Source organism: Dactylosporangium sp. McL0621, assembly GCF_049995355.1.
GTDB lineage: Bacteria > Actinomycetota > Actinomycetes > Mycobacteriales > Micromonosporaceae > Dactylosporangium.
Map to the genome: position 1 here is coordinate 9,527,349 of NZ_CP188259.1, position 20,202 is coordinate 9,547,550.

The 20,202-nt window shown below is 73.7% G+C and carries 14 protein-coding genes; 8 read left to right on the plus strand and 6 right to left on the minus strand.

The window, feature by feature from the left end:
- The first annotated feature begins 259 nt into the window (after positions 1–259).
- The 5 genes from ACPPVO_RS45205 to ACPPVO_RS45225 are packed head-to-tail and all read left to right on the plus strand — an operon-like array spanning position 260 to position 6,906.
- A complete protein-coding gene (locus tag ACPPVO_RS45205) occupies positions 260–1,174 on the plus strand; it encodes a hypothetical protein (protein WP_426504803.1) in 915 nt (304 codons plus the stop codon).
- Complete coding sequence (locus ACPPVO_RS45210; RefSeq protein ID WP_426504805.1) at positions 1,171–2,550, plus strand: hypothetical protein; 1,380 nt, start codon at positions 1,171–1,173, stop codon at positions 2,548–2,550. Before ACPPVO_RS45205 ends, ACPPVO_RS45210 begins: the two co-directional genes overlap by 4 nt.
- The gene (locus ACPPVO_RS45215) at positions 2,550–2,849 is read left to right on the plus strand and encodes a hypothetical protein (RefSeq protein WP_426504806.1); all 300 of its coding nucleotides are present in this window, start codon (positions 2,550–2,552) and stop codon (positions 2,847–2,849) included. The genes ACPPVO_RS45210 and ACPPVO_RS45215 overlap by 1 nt, the downstream gene beginning before the upstream one ends.
- Positions 2,846–4,705 (plus strand): hypothetical protein, encoded by a 1,860-nt coding sequence (locus tag ACPPVO_RS45220; protein ID WP_426504808.1) that lies wholly within the window; start codon positions 2,846–2,848, stop codon positions 4,703–4,705. Before ACPPVO_RS45215 ends, ACPPVO_RS45220 begins: the two co-directional genes overlap by 4 nt.
- Positions 4,702–6,906 carry a hypothetical protein gene (locus ACPPVO_RS45225; RefSeq protein ID WP_426504809.1) on the plus strand — a complete coding sequence of 735 codons (2,205 nt, stop codon included), beginning with the start codon at positions 4,702–4,704 and terminating at the stop codon, positions 6,904–6,906. Before ACPPVO_RS45220 ends, ACPPVO_RS45225 begins: the two co-directional genes overlap by 4 nt.
- Positions 6,907–6,964: 58 nt before the next feature.
- On the opposite strand, the gene ACPPVO_RS45230 is transcribed toward ACPPVO_RS45225, so the two are convergent.
- The 3 genes from ACPPVO_RS45230 to ACPPVO_RS45240 form a co-directional block, all read right to left on the minus strand.
- Positions 6,965–8,311: a DUF4407 domain-containing protein gene (locus ACPPVO_RS45230; RefSeq protein WP_426504811.1), complete on the minus strand. Its 1,347-nt coding sequence runs from the start codon at positions 8,309–8,311 to the stop codon at positions 6,965–6,967.
- A gap of 223 nt (positions 8,312–8,534) precedes the next feature.
- Positions 8,535–13,292, minus strand: a complete 4,758-nt coding sequence (locus ACPPVO_RS45235; RefSeq protein WP_426504813.1) for a carbohydrate-binding protein — start codon at positions 13,290–13,292, stop codon at positions 8,535–8,537.
- Positions 13,289–13,948, minus strand: coding sequence for a hypothetical protein (locus ACPPVO_RS45240; RefSeq protein WP_426504814.1), 660 nt, complete (start codon positions 13,946–13,948; stop codon positions 13,289–13,291). Before ACPPVO_RS45240 ends, ACPPVO_RS45235 begins: the two co-directional genes overlap by 4 nt.
- 141 nt (positions 13,949–14,089) lie before the next feature.
- On the opposite strand from ACPPVO_RS45240, the gene ACPPVO_RS45245 reads away from it, so the two are divergent.
- A complete protein-coding gene (locus ACPPVO_RS45245) occupies positions 14,090–14,623 on the plus strand; it encodes an AAA family ATPase (protein ID WP_426504816.1) in 534 nt (177 codons plus the stop codon).
- On the opposite strand, the gene ACPPVO_RS45250 is transcribed toward ACPPVO_RS45245, so the two are convergent.
- The 3 genes from ACPPVO_RS45250 to ACPPVO_RS45260 are packed head-to-tail and all read right to left on the minus strand — an operon-like array spanning position 14,592 to position 17,333.
- Positions 14,592–15,437, minus strand: coding sequence for a PIG-L deacetylase family protein (locus ACPPVO_RS45250; RefSeq protein WP_360380728.1), 846 nt, complete (start codon positions 15,435–15,437; stop codon positions 14,592–14,594). The two genes, ACPPVO_RS45245 and ACPPVO_RS45250, sit on opposite strands and share 32 nt — an antisense overlap.
- A 31-nt stretch (positions 15,438–15,468) precedes the next feature.
- A complete protein-coding gene (locus tag ACPPVO_RS45255; RefSeq protein ID WP_426504817.1) occupies positions 15,469–16,944 on the minus strand; it encodes a caspase, EACC1-associated type in 1,476 nt (491 codons plus the stop codon).
- A 26-nt stretch (positions 16,945–16,970) separates the two neighbouring features.
- Entirely contained in the window at positions 16,971–17,333 is a 363-nt protein-coding gene (locus tag ACPPVO_RS45260) for an effector-associated constant component EACC1 (protein ID WP_426504819.1), read from the minus strand.
- Between the two features lie 165 nt (positions 17,334–17,498).
- Here ACPPVO_RS45260 and ACPPVO_RS45265 point away from each other — a divergent pair, with 165 nt between their 5' ends.
- Positions 17,499–17,822, plus strand: coding sequence for a hypothetical protein (locus ACPPVO_RS45265; RefSeq protein ID WP_426504821.1), 324 nt, complete (start codon positions 17,499–17,501; stop codon positions 17,820–17,822).
- Positions 17,823–17,917: 95 nt separating this feature from the next.
- On the plus strand, positions 17,918–20,200 hold the full coding sequence (locus tag ACPPVO_RS45270; protein ID WP_426504823.1) for a hypothetical protein: 2,283 nt from the start codon (positions 17,918–17,920) through the stop codon (positions 20,198–20,200).
- Positions 20,201–20,202: the final 2 nt, after the last annotated feature.

The following is a 20,202-nucleotide window of genomic DNA, read 5'->3' on the forward strand; positions in this document are numbered from 1 at the left end:
TGGGTGCTGTCAAGCGGCGCATATCGATACAGCGAAATCCTTCATTCGGAATGGCACCGGCCGTTTTCCGGATTCGCCCGCCGATCCGGTTCGGGGCTCGCCTGAACGGCGAATGCGGGCCACCCGCGCTCTGTCCTACGGTGAATTCGAGCCCGGTGCGCGCGATGCGTCGCCGGGCACCATCGTCGTCGCGGTTGCCGCACCGTCGCCGGAGGCCAACGTGGGCGGGACCGAATTCGACCGGAACAATTCCGGGGCCGTGCTCGATTCGATCGTGCTGCTGGCCCTCGAGCGATCGCTCGGCGCCTATTGTGCCGCGGTCCGGGCCGATTCCGGGGCCGGCCCGCCGCAGATCCGGGCGGTGGTCGTCACCGCCACGCCGCCGGTCGAGCCGGGCCTCTACCGGACGCTCGCCGCGCGGATCGTGCGCGAACGGCTGCCCGGCGCCCGGGTCCGGGTGCTGTTCGACCGCCAGGACGGCATCGCCGCGCCCGGCTACCGGATCGTGCTCTACCCGCCGCCGCCCGACCCCGGCACCGGCCCGCCCGACACGGAGACGATGCCGGGCGGACTCCCGCACCCGATGCCGGGCGCGCCGGGCCCGGACACCATGTTCAGCCCACCCGGCCCGGACACGATCGGTGTGGAAACGACGCCGGGCACGGTCGCCGCCGGGACCATGCCGTTGTTGAAGGGCACCACGCCGGGGTTGAAGGGCACCACGCCGGGGTTCAAGGGCACCACGCCGGGGTTGAAGAGCATGCCGGGCGGCCGCGAGCCGGGATCGGCGCCGCCCGCCGCCCGGGCCGTCGCGCTCACCCTCGCGTTCGGCGACTGGCGCTGGCGGTACCTGCTGCCCGACGCCGACCAGTGGCTCCCCTTCGGCCGCGGCCTGGGCCCGGCCACCGGCACGACGGTCCGCATCCCCGACTTCGCGGCCGTGGTACCGCGCGGGCGGCTGCTGCTGATCCGCCACCACGCGGGCACCACCCGCCTGCACCGCTGCAACGAGCGCCGCGACTACCTGGTGCGCGTCGACGGCCGGGCCCTGCCGCCCGGGCACTCCCTGCCGTTCGCCGCCGCCGGCCGGATCACCTACGGCCTGTCGGCCGCCCGGAGCGGGGCCGGGTCCGGCGAGGTCACCTACAAGCTGATCACCACGGAGGTTCGATGACGCCGCAGGAGCCGGAACTGGTGGTCAGGCTCAAGGGCTCCGGCTGGCACGCCGAGCTGGTGGTGGCCGCGCCGGTCACCGCCGAGCCGCGCGAGGTGCACTTCAACGTGCCCGCCCCCGGCAGCCCCGGCGGCCTGCGCCTGATCAGCACCGGCGTGCGCTACACCGAGGCGCACAGCCGCCAGGCCTCGCACTGGCAGCGCTGGCACGTCAAGATCTACCGCTGCGCGAACCGGACCGACACCGAGGCGCTGCGCTCCTACCTGCGCCAGCAGGCCTCGGACGTGCAGGGCGCCAACGCCGACCTGCCGGGCCAGGAGGACCGCACGCCGATCGAGCCGCCGTGGGCGGTCGTGCCCGTGCACATCGTCAACACCGACGGCAGCACGGAGATCCTCGACGGCACGGTGCAGACCGAGCTGGAGCTGGCCCCCGAGGACCTGATGCGCCAGTTGCGCGGGGTGTACCCGACCTGGCTGTTCGACGGCGGCGTGCCGAGCCCCGACCTGTACCTGCTCGCCGTCTCCCCCTGGATGAAGCAGCTGAGCTGGGCGCCGTTCCTGGCCCGGCCGGCCGTCGAGCAGCTGCCGGACTTCCTCGGCATGGGCGCCGGGCTGGACGCGCTGCACCGGCGCGGCATGGTGCACTGCGACATCAAGCCGGACAACGTCTGCCGGTACCACACCGCCAACGCCGCCGGGTTCGTGCTCATCGACATCGACGCCGCCACGCGCCTGTACCCGCCGCCGGAGTCGCTGCGCTACACCCGCCGCTGGGCCTACGGCCGGCTGGCACAGGGCAAGCGCAGCGACCAGGTGCTGCGGGCCCACGACCGGTTCGGCTTCGCCCTGGTCGTGCTGTGCACCCTCGCCGGCCGCGAGTGGGTCGAGCAGACGCTGCTCTCCGGGCTCGGCGGGCGGGCCGCCGACGACCGTGACGCGGTCCGCGCGGCGCTGCGCCGGCGCTGGCAGAACACCGCCGAGCTGCGCTGGGAGCCGCTCATCGAGGCCGCCGTGGAGCCCTTCGGCCGCGAGATCGAGCACCCGGACTGGTCGGCGCTGCTGTGGGTGGACAGCCTCATCAACGCCGAGCGCGCCTGCGTGGTGCGCCGGCCCGCGCCGGGCCCCGGCCCCGGGGACCGGCCGGAGGCGGCGCGCTCGGAGTCGATGCGCCGCGAGCTGGACGGCATCCGCCGCACCGCGCTCGCCCTGCCCGGCCCGCTGCCGGCCCGGGTCCGGCACGGCTACGAGGCCGTCCAGGAGCGGGCCTGGGAGCTGGCGGTGCGCAACGCCTTGATGTCCGGCGCGGCGGCCGGCGCCGTAGTCGTCGTCGCCGTCCTCGTGCTGGCCGTGATCGTATTCGGAATGGGCGGCTGATGGAGCTCGCAAACCTTCCCTTCCCCGGCCGGGAGCACCTGCGCCGCCGGGTCAGCCGGGCGTGCGGCCCGGAGTCGGAGCTGACGGGCCTCGGGCACCGGTTCGGCGACTGGCTCAACGCCGGCGCCGCCGCGCCGCCCGCGACCGTCGAGGCGGTCGAGGGCCGCCTCACCGACTACCTGGAGGCGGCCGGGGCGGCGGGCCGGGAATGGGGCGTGCGGGCCGGGCTGCTGGCCGGGCTGGCGGTGCTCGGCGCGCTGTTCGTGGTGCTGCTGCTGGCCTGGGCGGTGTTCGGATGATGCCGCGCCTGCAGGACCTGTACGCCCGGATCTGGCCGCCCCGGCCGCGCCGACCCGCGCCCCCCGAAGGCGGCGAGAAGAAAGGCAGGAGCGGCGACCACCAGCTGCTGCGCCGCTTCGGCCGCTCCTGCCCGGCGTGCGGCGCCGCCCTCGGCGCGGCCCCGGTGATGAGCGACAACGGCCGGTTCGCCTTCCCGCCCTGCTTCCGGCTCGAGGTCGGGCCGATGGCGACCCAGTCGCGGCGGTACCCGTGGCGGCTCTCGGTCGTCGGCCACGACTTCCCGATGCCGCGCTCCACCGACCCCCGCTTCAACGAGCTGGACATCGACTACGTCTACCTGTTGTGCGGCGGCGGGCACATCTTCCCCGACTCCGCGCCCGTGCTCGACCGGCCCGGCGTGAGCGGGGCGGAGCACCACGTGGACGAGTACAACATGATCGCCGCGATCGGGGCGCCGGCCAGCGGCAAGACGTACCTGCTGCTGCGCACGATGCACCAGAACCTCGACAACCCGCACAACTTCCTGCCCGCCCAGGACGACGGGCGCATCCGCGAGTACCAGCTCAGCCCGCTGGAGCAGATCCCGATGCGCAGCCGCTCGACGATGTACGCGCAGACCCTCGCGGTCGGCGACGCGATCGAGCCGACCATGATGGACCGCTGGGGCCGGCCCGAGGGCATCCTCAAGGAGCAGCTGCCCGAGGTGCTCGACGCGATCCAGGACGTCATCCGCCGCACCGTGGTCGACGGGCAGCGCCGGGCCGCCGAGTGGGGCAAGGGCTTCCGCCAGCCGCTGGTGATGCGCACCCAGTGCCGCGCCCGGCGCACCTGGACCGGCCTGGCCGACCTGCCCGGCGAGATGTTCGACCCCGACGACGGCTCCCCGCGCGAGCGGGTGAAGCTGCGCGACTACGACGCGCTGATCTGGGTCATCGACCCGCTCGTGTCGGCCTCGATGGACCGCTTCGCCGAGGACAGCCTGGCCGAGGAGAGCGCGTACACCGACGTCCTCGACGGCAGCCTCCGGCCCGGTACCACGCACGCCGCCGGCCAGGCCGTGGTCCGCAGCCGCCGCGACCACGTCCAGACCGAGATCGGCCGCCGGCTCACCCTGCTCGACGGCGAGGTCGCGGCCGACCCCGGCGCCGGCGTGCAGCTGCTCGTCGCGATCACCAAGAGCGACCTGCTGCACGCCGTGCTGCGCAAGAAGGACCTCGACCACCTCGGCCAGCCCGGCGAGGTGCTGCGCGGCGTCGCCGGCTACCTGGCCGTGCTCACCCGGGCCCACCTCGACGGCGCCGTGCACGTCGACCACGCGGCGGCGTCGCTGCTGCAGTACCTGCAGGCCGGCGTGGCCGTCGACGAGCGGGTCCGCGAGGCCCGCTGCCGGCAGGTCGCCGAGGGGCTGATCCGCTACTACTCCGAGCCCCTGAACTTCTGGAACCTCGCGCACGAGGGCCGCGAGGACCACATCGACATCCCCGACGGCGACGACCCGGCCTGCAACCCGTACACCATCCTGGTCCCCTCCATCGGCGCCCACCTCGACCGCGCCCAGCGCCGCGACGCCATCGGCCACACCCAGCTGCGCGACGTCGTCATGTCGGCCCTCGGCTGCGGCATCACCTACGGCCTCGGCCACGAGTGGACCTTCTACAAGCTGCTCCGCGAACCGTGGCTGCGCCTGCGGTTCTTCCTCGCCTCACCCCTCGGCACCGTCCCCCGCGCCTTCGACGACGCCGGCAACCCCCGCCTGCGCCCCCTGGAGTCCAACGCCACCTTCCCCCGGCTGCAGGACCGCTCGGCGGCGCTGAGCCAGCTGCTGCTGGCCACCCTCGGAAAGGCACAGGCATGAACCCGCCCCTCATCGCGTGGGCCGACGCCGAGGGCCGCGGCTTCGCCCCGCTGCGGACCTCGGACACCGCCTCCTCCGCCGCGCCGGAGTTCTGGGCCGCCGCGACGCAGCTCATCGACGACGACGTGGTCGCCCAGCCGTCGGTCCGCTCCACGATGGAGCACCCCGTGTACAGCCTCCGGGCGGTCCACGTCGGGCGGCGGCCGTACTGGTGCTTCGCCGAGCAGGGCCGCGGCGGCCCGTTCGGGGTGGCCGGCACCTGCCGCTTCCAGTTCCTGCCCTTCGACCTCGAGGCCGGCCAGGCCTGGACCGACGGCATCGCCGCGGTCGGCGGCAAGGAGCCCCTCGCCGCCGGGCACGCCGACGAGGCCGCCGTCCGCCGCGCGCTGACCGGCCTGCTGCTCGGCCAGCCCCTCGTACGCCTGCCCGGCTCCCCCGCCGAGGCCGCCGTCACCATCTTCGCCGTGCTCAGCGTGCTGCCCCGGGCGGTCGCGAGCACCTACGCGTGGTCGACGTGCCCGCTGCAGGAGCCGCGCCCCAACCTCGTCACCGCCGACCTGCCGGCCGACTTCCGGACCGGCTCGCCGCTGGAACGGGTCATCGACCGGGTGCGCTGGTCGGCGGCGCCGGGCGCGGAGGCGGTACAGCGGCGCCTGGCCGCGGCGACCCACCGCTCGGCCTTCGAGCTGCTCGTGGGCCTGGCGGTGCGCCTGGAGGTCGACCAGGAACTGCTCGCCGTGCCGGTCGAGTCGCTGGCCGCGCTGGTCGAGCACACCGCCGCCACGAGGGTCCTGCCCACCCCCGAGAACGTGCCCACGCTGCTGCGCGACCGCGACGGGCGCACCCAGCTCGCCCGGTTCCCCGGCGTGGTCACCCAGTGGGCGGCCCGGCACGAGCAGGCCGCCCTGACCGCGCTCGGCAGCCTGCGGGAGCCGGTCCTGCGCGAGGCGATCCTGAACCCGCTCTTCGACCACCTCCTGGACGGGTCCCTGGCCGGGCACACCAAGGCCGCCGCCGCGCTCGTGCGCGAGGCGACGCCGGAGCCGGGCCCGCTGGCCGACCTGATCCGCGGCCACCGGGTCGACGGCACCATGACCGCGCCGGACGCGTGGCTGCGGCTGCTGGACATCTCGCCGTGGGACCACCCGGACCTGTACACCGACCCGAGCCCCCTGGTGGTGGCCGAGCTCAACGCCCAGGGCTTCACCATCCGCGCCCGGGACCTGCTGCGCGCCCGGGGCCCGCGGTTCGCCCGGCGCGTGCTCGAGCAGATGCCCCGGCTCGGGCCCGCCACCGCGGCCGGCCTGGTCGCCGCCGCCGCCCAGCGATCCGCCGACGGCAGCGCGCTCGACGACGGCGACCTGTTCCGCCTGGGGCCGATCCTCGTCGCGCGCGCCGACACCCGCCAGACCGAGCAGTGGCTGCTGGAGTTCGACAACGCCGCGCGCGCGAACCAGACCCCGCGGCGGGCGGTACGGCAGGTCCTCTTCGGGGCCGTCAGCGATCTGCTGTCACGCGGCCGCCTGCGCGACCCCCGCCTCGTGGAACTGATCCAGCGGGCGGTCGCCAGCGCCACCAACAACCGGGAGCCGGTGCCCTCGCCGTTGCAACGGGCGGGCGAGGCGCCGAAGTCCACCGTGTACGCGTCGGCGGGCGCCCCGGCCGCCGGCGAGCCCGGGCACGACCGGCCGCGGCGGTGGTCCTGGCCGGCCGGCGGCGCGGAGCCGGACCGGCGCGGCCGGCTGGTGTGGGGCGTCGCCCTCGCCGGCGCGGCGGCCACGCTGGTCAGCCTCGCGATCTGGGTCGGTCAGGAGGACGGCGGTCAACCGGGCGGGCCGTCGGCGACGTCCGCTCCCGTCACGTCGACCACGCCGTCCAAGCCGCGGCTCACCTCCGCCGCGACCGCGACCCCGTTCCGGGTGACCTTCGACCGCGCCAAGCCGGACGAGACCGTCGCCGAGATCCAGGGCCAGCTCCAGGTCAAGGCGCCCGGACGGCGGGTCGTGTACGTGGTGCTCTCCGGGGCCGGGCCCGACCCGGCGGCCGCCAGGGCGAACGCGGCGGCGCTGGCGGACCTGCTGACCCAGCGGCACCCGGCGGAGCTCGGCGAGGCGCGGTACGTCATCGGCGAGCAGCCGATCGCGGTCGACCAGAAGAGCCGCAACGACGTCGAGCTGCTGGTCATCAGCGAAGAGCAGTGACCCGCACAACCGAACCGGCCCCCGTCCGCAAGGGCGGGGGCCGGTCCGTGCGTGCGGGTCAGCGGTACGCCCAGCCCCGGGTCGGGCCGTCGTCGCCGGTCGTGTCCGGGTCGTCGTCGCCGTCCGGGTCGGCGAAGCCGTGCTCGGGCGCCGGCCACGGCGAGGCCGACGCCGGCTCGGCGCGCCGGCGGTCGCGGCCGTTGCGGGCCGCCTTGCCGTCGGCGCCGACGTGCATGGTGTCGTGCAGCGTCGTGCGCAGCTGCTCCCGCGCCTCGCGGGCCGCCTCGCGCCGGAGTCTTCGCTCGTCGGCGGCGCCGCGGATGCTCTCGGTGACGATCTCCGAGGCGACGGCGCCGTACTCGTCCTCCGCCTTCTGCACCGTCTCGACCTTGCGCTTGTGCCGCACCCGCGACATCAGCTCCTGCTCGCGGGCCTGGCGGGCCTCGGCGCGCTCGTAGGCGTTGCCGTGCGAGACCAGCTTCAGCCCGATCGCCGCACAGTCCAGCGCAATGAGCAGCAGCGCCGTGCCGAGGTAGAACACGCCGACGCCGAGGAAGTCCGAGGCGATGAGGTGCCACATGGCGGCGGTGCGCGCCCCGAAGCCGGAGTTCGCCTTGATCACCTGCAGGTTGTCGTCCTGGGCCTTGGCGATCAGGCCGTCCAGCTCCCGCTTGCGCGCCGCGCGGGTGTCGCGGGCCGGCTGCTGCTGCTGGCGCAGGGTCGCGGCCTCGCCGTCGAGGCGGCTGGCCTCGTCGCGCAGCTGGTTCGAGCGCTTCACGAGCGAGTCGCAGTAGCCGCCCGCGGGGCAGCCGCCCTTGTGGGTGACGCCGTCGCCCTCGGAGTCGGCGAGGGCCTGCTTGTAGATGTCGGCCGCCTCGGCGCGCTTGTCCGCCGCGGACTTCGTCAGCTTGGCCACGGCGTCGTCGTCGGCGGTGTTCTGACCGTCGATGCGGACCTTCTCGTCCTCGTAGCCCTTGATGGCGCCGGCCGAGCGCGACTGCTCCGCGGCGACGTTGTGCTTGTCGTTGAGGTAGTTGTCGATCTCGCCGCGGTACCGGTCCAGCATGAGCGGCTCGGTGATGACGACCGCGACGAGCAGCGCGAGCACGAACCGGCCCAGGTATAGCCCGATGGTCCGCCCCTTGACCAGCTTCTTCGGGTCCTCGTTCTCCAGGTCCTCGAAGTTCGTGGCGACCCGGCCCACGACCGCGCGGTCATAGGCGATGACCGCGAACGCGATCAGCGGCCCGACCAGCCACCGCCACCACGGGTGGGTGTAGTTGGCGCTGGTGTCGATGAATACCGCGCCGCCCACCGTGGCGTAGGCGAAGTACAGCAGGATGAATACGCCGATCGCGGAGTACAGGACCCGGTCGGAGTGCGACCGGACACTCTCCGGATTCACATTCGCGACACGCAGCAGGAATCGGCCACGGGGGCGCGCAACGGCATCGTCGGCCACAGCTGGACACCGATTTCACGAGGCGATGGGAATGCCTCGATGGTACGGGCGGGGGGTGTTTCGGCGCGTTCTGCGAACGGTCGGCTCTGGCCGTCCGTTCCACCACCCCGGTCGCCCATCCCTGCAGCCGGAAATGGCCGCAGGGATGGGTCGTTCCGGCTGTTGCTCAGCCGATCGGCTTCCACGGGCCGTTGGGGTCGCCGGGCGCCTGGTTGCGGGTCCACCAGGCGGCGCGGTACCGCTTGTCCTTGTACAGCACCACATCGCCCGAGTTGAAGATCCGCGACGCGGTCCAGAGCGCGGTGCCGTCCTCGGCCAGGGCGATCTCCTGCCACGGTCCGTTCGGGTCGCCGGGCTTCTGGTTCTGGGTCCACCAGGACGCCTGGTACACGCGCCCGTCGTAGGTCACCCGCTCGTTGCCCAGGTACACCTTCGCCGCGCTCCACACCGCCGGGGCGTTCACCGTCACCGCGACCGTCGCCTGCGCGGCCTCGAAAGTGTCGGTGGCCGCGTAGGTCGCCAGGAGCGTGTGGGTGCCGGGCGCGAGGCCCGCCGGCAGCTTGAAGACCGCCTGGTTGCCCTCCAGGGCGGCGCTGCCCCGGACCTTGTCACCCTCGCGCAGCTCGACGGTTCCGGTGACGGCGAGGCCCTCGGCGTCGGCCCGCACCGTGACGGTCGCGGCCGTGCCCCAGCTGACCGGGGCCGCCGTCGCCGCCAGGGACACGGTGCCGCGCGCGGTGCGGAACACGGCCGGCTGGGCCGCCGCCACGCCGCCGTCGGCGCTGCTCGCGGAGACCAGCCAGGCGTACGACGTCGCCGGGGCGAGCCCGGTCCAGCTCACGGTGGCCGTGCCGCCCGCCGTCACCTCGTCGGTGCCGATCGTGCCCGCGGGCACGTAGGCGGCCAGCGAGTCGGTGGCGAAGGACGTCTTGCGGCTGGTGAGGTCGACCGGCAGGGTCAGGTTGTCCTCCGCGCCGTTGTACCGGGGCTTGGTCTGGCTGCCGTCCTGGCGGATGTCGTACTCAGTCGCGCCGTAGTTGTGCAGGAACGGCGAGTACGTGTCGATGTGCATCTCCGCCCGCTTGACGTCGAACTGCAGCAGGCGCAGGAAGCTCGCGCCGAACTGCAGCCGGTCGGTCGCCTTGTGGTCGGCGGTGCCGTCGCCGTTGACGTCGATGTTGCCGGACGCGTCGACGAGCGACGGCCACAGCTCGCCGGCCGGGACCGTGTAGAACTGGTAGTCCGCGAGCAGCTCGACGACGTCGTGGGCGACGGTCACGCCGACGCCGGTCTTGAGGTTGGTGCCGACGCCGTGCTCGTGGCCGGCAAGGACCAGGAAGACGTTCGGGTTGGCCTCCACGACCTGCTTGTACAGCGGGGAGCCGTCCGGCGCCGAGAAGTCCGCGCCGCGCCCGTCCGGGTTCGTCGACGGCTTCAGGTAGTCGTGCGAGAGCAGGATGCCGTTGCGGTCCTTGTACCGCTTGAAGATCGAGTCGGCCCACTTGGCCTCCTGCGGCGTGACCCCGTAGGAGAGGCCGACGGCGACGAAGTCGAGCCCGCCCGCCGAGAACAGCACGTAGTTGTTCTGGTTGTCATGCCCGGGAGAAGAACCGCCCGCAGCGCCGTTCTGCTCGTCCCAGGCGTGGTACTCGGTCCCGGCCGGCCAGGACTTGGCCACGTCGTAGTAGCGCCCGGCGCTGAACGTCCGGCTGAACCGGGAGTCGGGGCCGGTCTCGGCGCCGAGCTGGTCGTCGTGGTTGCCGGCGATGACCTGGTTGACCACGCCGTGGTCGTCGAGGATCTTCTGGTACCCGGAGGCGAGCGCCAGCTCCTTGTCGACCTCCTCGTTCAGGCCGGGCCGCTGCAGCGAGCCGTCGGCGTTCTTCGCCAGCGGGTCGTAGTAGTCGTTCTCGATGACGTCGCCGGTGTGCGCGGTGTAGGCGACCTTCCGCCCGGCCTGGTTGTCGGCGATCCACTGGGTCGTGTCGCGGTAGGCCGCGGCCCAGATCGCCTGCTCCTCGGCGGTCTCGACGTCGGCCGCCTCGCTCCGGCCGTCCCAGTCGTCGTAGGTGCCGCCGGCCGCGCCCTCGGTGAGGTACTGGGTGTCGGTGAAGTGCGCGAGGGCGAAGTCGTAGGTGCCGGGGTCCTCGAAGTGGTCCTTGTCCTGCTGCGCGGTGGCGTCGCGGGGCGAGAGGTCGTCGGCGAACGGGTCCTCGCCGGTGACGAGGACGTGCACGGTGCCGCCGTCGCGGTAGCCGTCGCCGAGCTGGGCCGCGAGGACCGTGCTGCGCTCGGCCTGGCCGCGCGCGCTGGTGAGCACGACCCACTGCGCGGCCGCGGGGTTCCATACGCGCAGGGCCACGACCCGCTCGGGGTCGATGGTGCCCTCCCAGCGCAGCGTCGGGTTCGCGGCACCGGCGAGGGCGAGGTCGTACCGCTGGAAGACCACGTCGCGCGCGGACGGCGTGGCGAGCGAGCGCCCGTCGAGCGGCCGCAGCGAGCGCACGTCCACGGTGGTGTCGTGGGCGACGTCCAGGGCGGTCGGCACGGCGGCCGCGGTGCCCTGGTAGCCGCCGGTCGGCAGCACCATGTCGGCCTTGGTGAAGGTGGCGGTCAGCGGTACCCCGGCCGCGCCCGGCACCTTGGCCGAGAGGCTGGCGCTCGGGTGGTCGGTCCCCGTGACGCTCGCGGTCAGCTCGGCCGGCACGTCCGGGATGTTGGCGCTGGTGAAGTGGATCTCGCGGGTGGCGGCGTTGCCGAGCGTGTCGGCCGCCGTGACCGCGATGGTGTGCGCGCCGGCGGGCAGGCCGCGGCCGATCTGGTCGCCCCGGCCGACGGCCTTGCCGTCGAGGGTGATGACCGGCTGGCCCGCGATGCCGGTGGCGTCGGCCACGTCGACCTGCAGCGCGACGGTGGCGGTGAGCCGCTGGCCCTCGGCCGGAACGCTCCGGGCGACCTGGGGAGCGGTGTTGTCGACGGTGAAGCCGCGGGTCGAGGTCTTGTCGCCGACGACGGCCGCGATGGAGTGCCGGCCGTCGGCGAGCTTCGTGGTGTCGACGTCGGCGCGGCGGCCCGCGGCCGGGGCGCCGGCGATGTCGAAGAGGACCGTCTTGTCCAGGGTGGAGTTGAACGAGCTGCCGCAGGTGCCGTCGCCGACGTACACGGTGACCGGCTGGCCCGCGGGGTAGCTCGCCGAGCCGATGGTCACGGTGTTCCCGGCGGTCATCCTCGTCAGCTGGGTCGCGGTGCCGGTGGCCGGGGCCAGCGCGAAGTCGCGCAGGGTGAAGTCGTCGTAGTTGTCGCAGCCGCCGGTCGCGCTGCCGTGGTCGCTGCCGGCGACGAACTCGACGACGTTGACCCCGGGCACCAGCCACTCGTTCGGGAAGGCGAGGTCGGCGACCTCCTTCTCCCAGATGCCGAGGTCGAGCGGGATGCCGTTGATGAGCACCTTGTTGTCGAAGCCGTTGTCGGCGCCGTTGCCGCCGACGAAGACCCGCAGGTGCGCGTCGCCCGCCGCGGCCAGGGTGTCGATCGTGCGCGTGGTCGGGGCGCCCGCGATGTCGAAGTGGAACTCGGCCTCCTTGTTCGGGCCGCAGGTGCCGTCGCCGAGCGCGAGCGAGGCGTCGGTCGTCACCGTCCTGGTCTCGCCCGTCCACAGGTACACCGGGCCGTTCGTCACCGTGCCCGCGGAGCCCGGCGCGAGCAGCACCGAGGAGGCGGCGATCCGGAAGTCGTCGTGGTTGGCGCAGGTCGCGCCGTTGAGGGTGCCGTTGAAGTCGCCCGTCTTGACGCGCACGACGTTGTCGCCGTTGTGCAGGAAGCGGTTCGGGAACTTCAGCGCCACCGTCTCCTGGCCGGCCACGCCGTAGTCGCCGCCGAGGTCGACGCGGTTGCCGTTGACGAGCAGGTAGTTGTGGTACTTGGCCTCGGCCGAGTTGCCGGCCTCGACGGTGAGCCCGAGGGTCGCGGTGCCGGCGGCCAGGGTCTCGGCGTTCTCGGCGGCCCGGTCGTCGACGGCGAGGGACTCGACGTTTCCGGTACCGCCGGTGAGCGCGGCGATCACCGGACGCGTGCCGCGCACGAGCGCCCCGTCGGCCGGGGTGATCTTCGGCGCGCCCGCCGGGGCGTTGTTCACCGCGACCGCGGCCCGGGCCGTGGCGCCGGACTTCGTGGTGGCGGCGACCGTGTGCGGCCCGTTCGCGAGGGCGCGGGTGTCGAGGTCGGCGCCGAGGCCGGCGGTGCCGCCGGGGGTGCCGGACACGACGAACGTCAGGTCCTGGGTGAGCAGGTGCGGGCTGCTGCCACAGGTACCGTCGCCGAAGCTGTAGCTGAAGGAGTTCTGCTCGCCGTCGGCGACCACGCCGACGAGGCTGAGGCTCAGGCTGCTCAGCGGGAAGTCGTCGTAGTTGGGGCAGCGCAGGCCCTCGCCGTTGGGCAGGGTCTCGACCCCGGCGGCCGCGGTGTTGGTGGTGTCGACCCAGTTGGCGCCGGCGTGCACGGTGACGGTGTTGGCGCCCGGGTGCAGCCACCCGCCGGGGAAGGCGAGGGTGCCGTTGCGCCCGCCCGGGATGTCGGGGAAGTAGACCCGGTCGGCCGCCGCCGTGTGCTCGTTCACCGTGATGTAGTTGTGGTACCTCGCCTCGGTACCGTTGCCGCCCATGTCGAAGGCGAAGTGCGCGGTGCCCGCCGTCGGCTGCGCGGCCACCGGCGAACCGTCGACCGTCAGCGCGACGACCGAGTCGTTCTCGGCCGCCGGCTCGGCGTCGACCCGCACGGTGCCCTCGAGCGTCTGCCCGTCGCGCAGGTTGAGCACGGGCGTGCCGGCCGACGGGCTCGGCTCGGCGTGGGCCGTGGCCGGTTCGACGGCGACGATCGCCCCGCCGACCAGCGCGACGGCGAGCAGCCGCCGCAAGTGGTGCCTCATCCTGCTCCTTTGCGGATTCTCCGGGTGATGAAGACGGCGATGACGGCGGCGGCCAGGAGCACGCCGGCGACGAGGCCGATCTGCAGCGCGGCGCTGCGGCCCCGGTGCTGCGCTGCGGCCGGGCCGGGGCCGAGGGGCCAGTCGTGGGAGTCGGCGCCCTGGCGGTACACCGTGCGCTCCCCCTGCGGGCCGGTGGCCAGGGTCTGGTAGGCCGGGTTGAGGTCGGTGAGCGTGCGCACCGCGACGGTGGCGGTGCCGACCGGCCCGGCGCAGGTGTAGTCGATGCTCACGCCGCTCTTCGCGAGGTCGGCGGGGCGCTCGACGGCGCCGGCGCACGCCTTCCCGCCGCCGGCCACGGTGATCTGCTTGAGCAGGTACGCGGCGAAGCGGTCGGACGGGCCGATGGCGGCGGCGTCGCTGTCGCGGTAGAAGACGGCACCGTCGAGCATGACCCGGTCCCGGGGCAGCAGGCCGAGGGAGACGCCGAGCAGCACGAGGTCGTCGAGGCCGCCGACCTTCCAGCGCACGTGCACGACCTCGGGCCGGGCCGCGTCGACGGCGATGGCGACCGTCTGGGGGTCGCCGAACGGGTGCGCGGCGGCCGGGCCGGGGGCGGCGAGCAGGGCCGCGGCGAGGCCCGCAGTGACGGCCGCCACGAGGCGCCGCCGGCGTCCGAGTGGCTCCAACGGGTTCGACTCCGGGATTGGGCTGGCAGCAGGCTGCGCCGAGTCTCGCGGTCGTGTGGAAGCAGCAGGCGACGGCGACGTGAACAGCGATGATCAGGAATACCGCCGGTCGTGTTTCGAACCGATCGCGGCGTGCTGTTCATCGACGAGGCGTACACCCTGACCGGGAACGGCAACCAGCAGGACTTCGGCCGCGAGGCGGTGGACACGCTGGTCAAGCTCATGGAGGACCACCGCGACGAGGTCGTGGTCATCGCGGCCGGCTACGAGCGCGAGATGGAGGCGTTCCTGGCCACGAACGCCGGGCTCGGCTCCCGCTTCAGCCGGCGCATCCACTTCGCCGACTACAGCGCCGACGAGCTCGTCGCGATCTTCGAGGGGTTCGCGCGCACCAGCGGGTACGACTGCCCGGGCGGGACCCTGGGGGCGCTGCGCGAACACTTCGAGACGGTGCCGAGGGACGCCGCGTTCGGCAACGCCCGCTACGCGCGGCAGGTGTTCGACGCGGCCGTGACGCGCCAGGCGGGGCGGCTGCGCACGATCGCCGCGCCGGACGTCGACGACCTGCGCACCCTGCAGGTCGACGACGTCGCGCCGGTCCGGGAGCCGGCCGTCACGGCAGGGGGTACGCCTCACGCAGGCTGATCCGGCTGTACTCCACGTGCCGCACCAGCGGGTCGGCGGCCTGCGCGGCGGCGGTCAGCGGCAGCGTGCCGTGGGTCTCGTTGTAGAGCCGGTAGAAGCCCTCGGCGAAGTTGACGCCGGCGGCGCGGCCGGCCTCGCCGTTGGCCGACTCGATGAGCTTGCGGGCGAACAGGCCCGAGTACCCCTGGCTGTCGAAGCAGTCCATGGCCGCGACCTTGCGCCCGACGACGGGCGTGATGTCGACGAACACGTCGTTGCGCACCCCGAACAGGCTCAGCCCGTCGATCGGGTACACCGGCAGCGACGTGAGGAAGACCTGCTTCACGTGGTACTCGGGCCGGCCGTCGAGGTTGCGCAGGTAGGCCCCGGCGCGCCCGAGCGCGGCCAGGACCGTCGTGGTGGCCACGGTGTGCGTGTTGGCCGCCATGACCGGGTTCTGCGGGTAGTCGCAGATGATGACGTCGGGGCGCTCGGCCGCGATCTGCTCGGCGACCGTCTCGACAAGCGACTCGTGCAGGCCGGCCTCGCGGTCGTCGCGGTCGAGCGTGACCACCCGCGAGATCCCGACGATCTCGGCGGCCCGCTCCAGCTCGCCCTTCTTGAACGCGACGATCTCGTCCAGCCCGGCGCCGGCGATTGCCGCGTCGGGGTTGTCCTTGCGCCACTCCTCGGCGTACCGGTTGGCGTGGATGCGGCCGCCGTGGGTGAGGATCAGCGCGACGATCTCGTCACCGGCATCGGCATGGCGGGCAAGGGTCCCGCCGCAGTTGGTGATGGTGTCCGCGGGGTGCGCGTAGATGGTCATGACCTTCATGGCCACACCTCACGTGAAATGCCGTTCCATGTCAATCCCGAGTTGGGCTCCCGCCCTGGCAGGGATGGGGAGCTTGGGGATCGTACGTTTTCGAACGGTTCTGGAACAGGCAGTAGGTGCGCTGGGAGCGCAGGATCGACAGGTGGCAGGGTCCGCTGGACGACCCGGCCGTGAGGCCCTCGAAGATGTCGGAGACCGTCAGGTGCTCCGGCCGGTGGGGCAGGCCGTATTGCAGGATCCGCAGCAGCCCGGCGGTGAAGACGCCGTGCCCGCCCGCGACCCGGGCCAGGTGGTGGGAGCCCGACGAGCTCAGGATGGTCGTGTTACGGACCCCCGTCATCGAGCCGGCCAGCCGGCCGGAGAACGACGCGTCGGCGAAGATCACCGTGGAGCGGGCCCGGGTGCCGATCAGGGCGGCGTTGAGGTCGCTCGCGGTGACCAGCGTCCGGGGCCGGTCGGGCCGGAAGCCGCGCACCGGGAACCCGACCTCGCCGTCGGCCGTCGGGACTCCGTGCCCGGCCAGGTACACCAGGAGCTCGTCCGTCGCCGCGTCCGCCATCTCGCGCACCGCCGCCAGGACGTCGTCCACCCCCGGTGGGTCGATGAGCCGCACACAGGTGCCGGACGGCAGGCCGTAGACGAGCGGGTCGGACAGCAGGGCGGCGAGGGCGTCGGCGCCCCGCGGCGCCGACGGCAGCGGCGGCAACGCCGGATCGTCGTAGGTGCCGGTGCCGACGAGGAGGGCGCGGCACAGGGACAGATCCCGCGGCGGCGGCGCCGCGGGCTCCTTGCGGTAGGCCGCGTTCCGCACCAAGGCCAACCGGCCCGCCGTGTTGCGGTCCTCCTTCTGCGGCTCGGCCTGCCCCGCGGCCATCAGGCGCGCCCGGACCGCGGGGAACACCGCATCGAGGGCCAGCAGCCGGTCCTGGCTCGCCACGCCCGCGCGCAGCACCCCGAGCAGTTCGCCGGTGAACGCGGTGTGGCGTTTCCCCTCCGGGCTCGCGGCGAACCAGTCGGCGGCGGACGCCGTCAGCACGAACAGCCCGTCCGTGTCGAGGTCGTCCGGGCTCAGGCGGCCGAGCCGGCGCAGGTAGGGAACCTTCTGCAGGGCGAGTCCGCTGTAGCAGCAGTCCAGGATGACGACCTTCGCGTGCGCCGCGCTGCGCTGCAGCACGGCGGCGACGTCGTGAAACGGCACGGCGGTCCAGAAGGAGTTCCTCGCGGTGGTGTGCACCGCGAGCCGCAGTTCGGTTCCGGCCGGGTCGACCAGGCCGTGGCCGGCGTAGTAGAAGAGCAGCAGGTCTTCGGCTTCCGCCGCGGCGGCGTCCAGGGCCGACAGCAGAGCGGCCGGATCGGCGGGATCGTGCAGCGCGACGCACTGGGCCTTGGTGAGGTCGCTCCGCGCGGGATCGGTCAAGAGGTCGTAAAGCGCCTCGATGTTTGCTTTGACCGCGCCGATCGGCGGCAGATCAATGTCGCGATATTCGGCCGTACCGGCAAGAATCACCCTTGACTTCTGCCGATTCGGCAGTCTCATGATTCGTGGTCGACGCCCAGGGCGTCCAGCAGCTCGCGGGCGATCTCGCCCGGATCACGGCGGCCGGGCGCCGTTATCTCGGCCTCCCGATCCCCGACGCGGACTTTGACCTTGGTCGACCGCCCGGCCCGCGCCACGATCCATCCACCGACGGCCGTCAGCGCGGGCGCGATGGCCTCCTTGCTGGTCAGGACGACGCGGACGGCCTCCACCACGCCACCCATCCGTCCGGGCTCGATCGGGGCCTCGACCAGCTGAACGACGGAACCGTCGAGGGTCGAGGAGCGGTCCAGCCACATCTTGAGCTCGCGCAGCAGGACGACCTCCCGCTCGTCCGCGATCTCAATTCGAAGATCCATTTACATCTCCCTCGGCGGCCCGGACTTCACGCCGGAATCTTTCCATGTGGTGTCAATACGGAAACGTCCATGATCGATCAGTCGTACCGCCCGGAGGACGGGCCGATCATGCTATAAAATCCACTTCACCGACGCGCGAACGTCGATCCCCCGAATGGCAGAGTGATGGAAGCGGAAGACAGCATCCGGGTCGACCTCGACCAGCTGCGCAGCTGGCGGGAGGCGCTGCGTGCCCTGGATCCGCTGCGGCCGGCGGCCGACGCGCTCACCGCCTCGCCGATCGAGCCGGTGCGCGGTGACGTGCCGTCCGTCGCCGGGGACCTCGAGGCCGAGGACAGCGATGCGGCGGCCGCCGCGGTGCGCCTGGCGGGCTGGATCGACGACGAGCTGAACGACATCTCCGACCTCGTCAAGGGCACCGCCGATGAATGGGTGGAGACGCAGCGCCAGATCGCCGAGCTGTTCCGCGGCCTCGCTGACGGCGCCTGAGCAGGCCCGCGATGGACGCCCCGGACGCCGGGCCAGGCGGTGCGGACAACCGATGGGTCCACCGGCTCGACACGTCCTCGCTGTATCACGCCGTCATGTCGCTCGATCCTGCGGTGTTCGAGGCAAGGGCCGCCGCCTGGGGCGACTGGCATGCGAGCATCGCCACCAGACTGGAGGCCGTCGAGGCGCGCCTGCCCGGGCTGGAGGCCGCGTGGCAAGGCCCCGCCGGTCGCACGCACCACGCGCTGATCCAAGCCCGGCTGGACGTGCTGCGGCAGGAGCGGGACACCGCCTTCCAGCGCAAACTCGCCCAGGAGGCCGCCGGGCAGGAGATCCGGCGCGCGCGGAAGATGGTCGCACGCGCCTTACCGGACGGCCCGCCACCGGCCGGGCTCCGCCACCCGCGACACGGCAACCTGGCCGGAGCCGTGTTCGCTCTCGCGGAGGCGTGCTCCACACTGAGCGCCGAGCTGCGGCAGACCCCGGCCTGGAACGCGGCGGAGGCGGCGGCCCGGAAGGAGCGACGGGCGGCCCGGCCACGACGCCCGCGGCCTCCCCTGCAGCCGCGCCGGCCCGGCGATCTGCTCGGGCGCCGCCCCGATGCGGCCGAGCGGGCGACTTCGCCCGAGCCGCCGATCGCGCCCGAGCGGACCCTGCTCGGGCGCCGGGCCGCACAGCTGCGGCATCCGGACGGACACCAGGTGGCCGGCCCGAACCACCTGCTGGGTCACCGGCGACGGCCGGCGACGGAGCAGAAGCCGGCGAGGACCGACGGTCTCGCCCGTTTGCGCGGCGGCCGGGAAATCCTCGCACCTCCCCCGGAGGCGCCGCCGGAACCGGCGGAGACCGCACCCGCCATCTCCGACCGCCCCCGGCCCCCGAGCCCGCCGGCCGAACCGGAGCCCGCGGGCGAGGCCGGACCCGAGGTCGCCCCGCCCGTTCCGGGCAACCGGCTGGTGCGGCCGTTCGGCGTGGTACTGGGCGCCCCGGAGGCCGGCGACGCCCGCACCGCGCCGGCCGCCGTCGCCATCGAGAGCACCGACGACGCCGCCGCCGGACTGCTGCTGCGAGACCTCGCCGCGTCACTTCGCGGCGACGACGCCCGGTCCGCGCCCGATCGCCCGCCGGCCCGGCTGACCGTGGCCGCGGCGATGCGCGTGCTCACGGACGACTCCGGCCGACGACCGGCGGAGCCCGGCCCCCTCGCCGGCCGGCGCGTCGTGGCCTGCCTGTCGCCGTCGCACCTCGACCCGAGCCGCCTCGGCGAGGCCCTGGCCGACGCGCTGACGGACGCGACAAACCACGTGCTCGACGGCACCGGCCACGGCCACGAACGGTTCTGGCTGGCCGCGAACTGCCGGGACTACACCGCCGGCGTGGTCCACCGGCAACTGGTGCGCGGCACCCGCCGGCGGTCGGCGCGGATGGGCCTGGTCGTCGCCCTGGCGTCCCTGGCCACGCTCCACCCGGCCCCGGTGGTCCTCGGCCTGACCGGCACCGCGCTCGGTCTCACCGGTCTGAGCATCGCCTACCACCGGCGGCGGCCCGTCCGGCGCCATCTCCCGGCGGAACTGCTCGACGGTCCGGCCGCCGTCACCGCGCGGCCCATCGCGATCGGCCCGGTCACGCTGGGCGGCATCTCGGTCGACCGCGTCGCCGACGACAGGGGGGCCCTGAAGGTCCTGGAGCGGGTAATCGGCGGCGGCGCCCAGGTCGTCATCCTGGTCGAGGCGATGCACCGGTGGACGCCGCCGGTGCGGCAGCGCCTCTGGGAGCTGCTGCGGTTCGCCCGCGACGAGCATCGGGCGGCCCTGCGCATCGTGGTGAGCTACGACCCCGAGCTGCTCGCGGCCGCGTACGACGACCGGTCCGAGGACCGGGGCGCCGGCTGGTCGGCCGTCGACCGTATGGCGCTCCTGTCGATCCCGGTACCGGAGGCACCGCCGGCCCGCCCGGCGCGTCCCGCGGCGCCCCCGATGCCCGCCGTGAGCGCGGACGTCGCCGGGGAACGACTGCGCGTCCGGGCGGCGCGGGCCGGAGTGTCGCGGCGCCAGGCCGGAAAGCTGCTGGCCACCTGGCAGTTCTACCTCCGGGTGGGGCCCGGCGAGCCGGTCGCGGCCCAGCTCGGCGTGCTGGCCGAAATCATGGTCCGGTGGCCCGCCCTGCGCTCACGGCTCGTCGCCGTGGTCAACGGCCGGCACGGCCTGTGCTGGCTCGCGGACGCGGCCGGGGACGACCGGCTGTGGGACGAGGCGCTCCACGCGCTCGACCTCAACGCCGCGCCCTTCCGCGAGTGCCGTACGCAGCTGCGCGCGCTGTTGCGCAGTCCCGATGCCGAAGGCCTGGCCGGCGTGGTCGACTGGGGAGTGTTCGGATGAGG

What these genes read in the sequence shown, in the direction of transcription:
- ACPPVO_RS45220 (WP_426504808.1), top strand. Translation starts at nt 2,846, where the DNA reads ATGATGCCGCGCCTGCAGGACCTGTACGCCCGGATCTGGCCGCCCCGG.
- ACPPVO_RS45250 (WP_360380728.1), bottom strand. Translation starts at nt 15,437, where the DNA reads ATGAAGGTCATGACCATCTACGCGCACCCCGCGGACACCATCACCAAC.
- ACPPVO_RS45210 (WP_426504805.1), top strand. Translation starts at nt 1,171, where the DNA reads ATGACGCCGCAGGAGCCGGAACTGGTGGTCAGGCTCAAGGGCTCCGGC.
- ACPPVO_RS45260 (WP_426504819.1), bottom strand. Translation starts at nt 17,333, where the DNA reads ATGGATCTTCGAATTGAGATCGCGGACGAGCGGGAGGTCGTCCTGCTG.
- ACPPVO_RS45225 (WP_426504809.1), top strand. Translation starts at nt 4,702, where the DNA reads ATGAACCCGCCCCTCATCGCGTGGGCCGACGCCGAGGGCCGCGGCTTC.
- ACPPVO_RS45270 (WP_426504823.1), top strand. Translation starts at nt 17,918, where the DNA reads ATGTCGCTCGATCCTGCGGTGTTCGAGGCAAGGGCCGCCGCCTGGGGC.
- ACPPVO_RS45215 (WP_426504806.1), top strand. Translation starts at nt 2,550, where the DNA reads ATGGAGCTCGCAAACCTTCCCTTCCCCGGCCGGGAGCACCTGCGCCGC.
- ACPPVO_RS45235 (WP_426504813.1), bottom strand. Translation starts at nt 13,292, where the DNA reads ATGAGGCACCACTTGCGGCGGCTGCTCGCCGTCGCGCTGGTCGGCGGG.
- ACPPVO_RS45265 (WP_426504821.1), top strand. Translation starts at nt 17,499, where the DNA reads ATGGAAGCGGAAGACAGCATCCGGGTCGACCTCGACCAGCTGCGCAGC.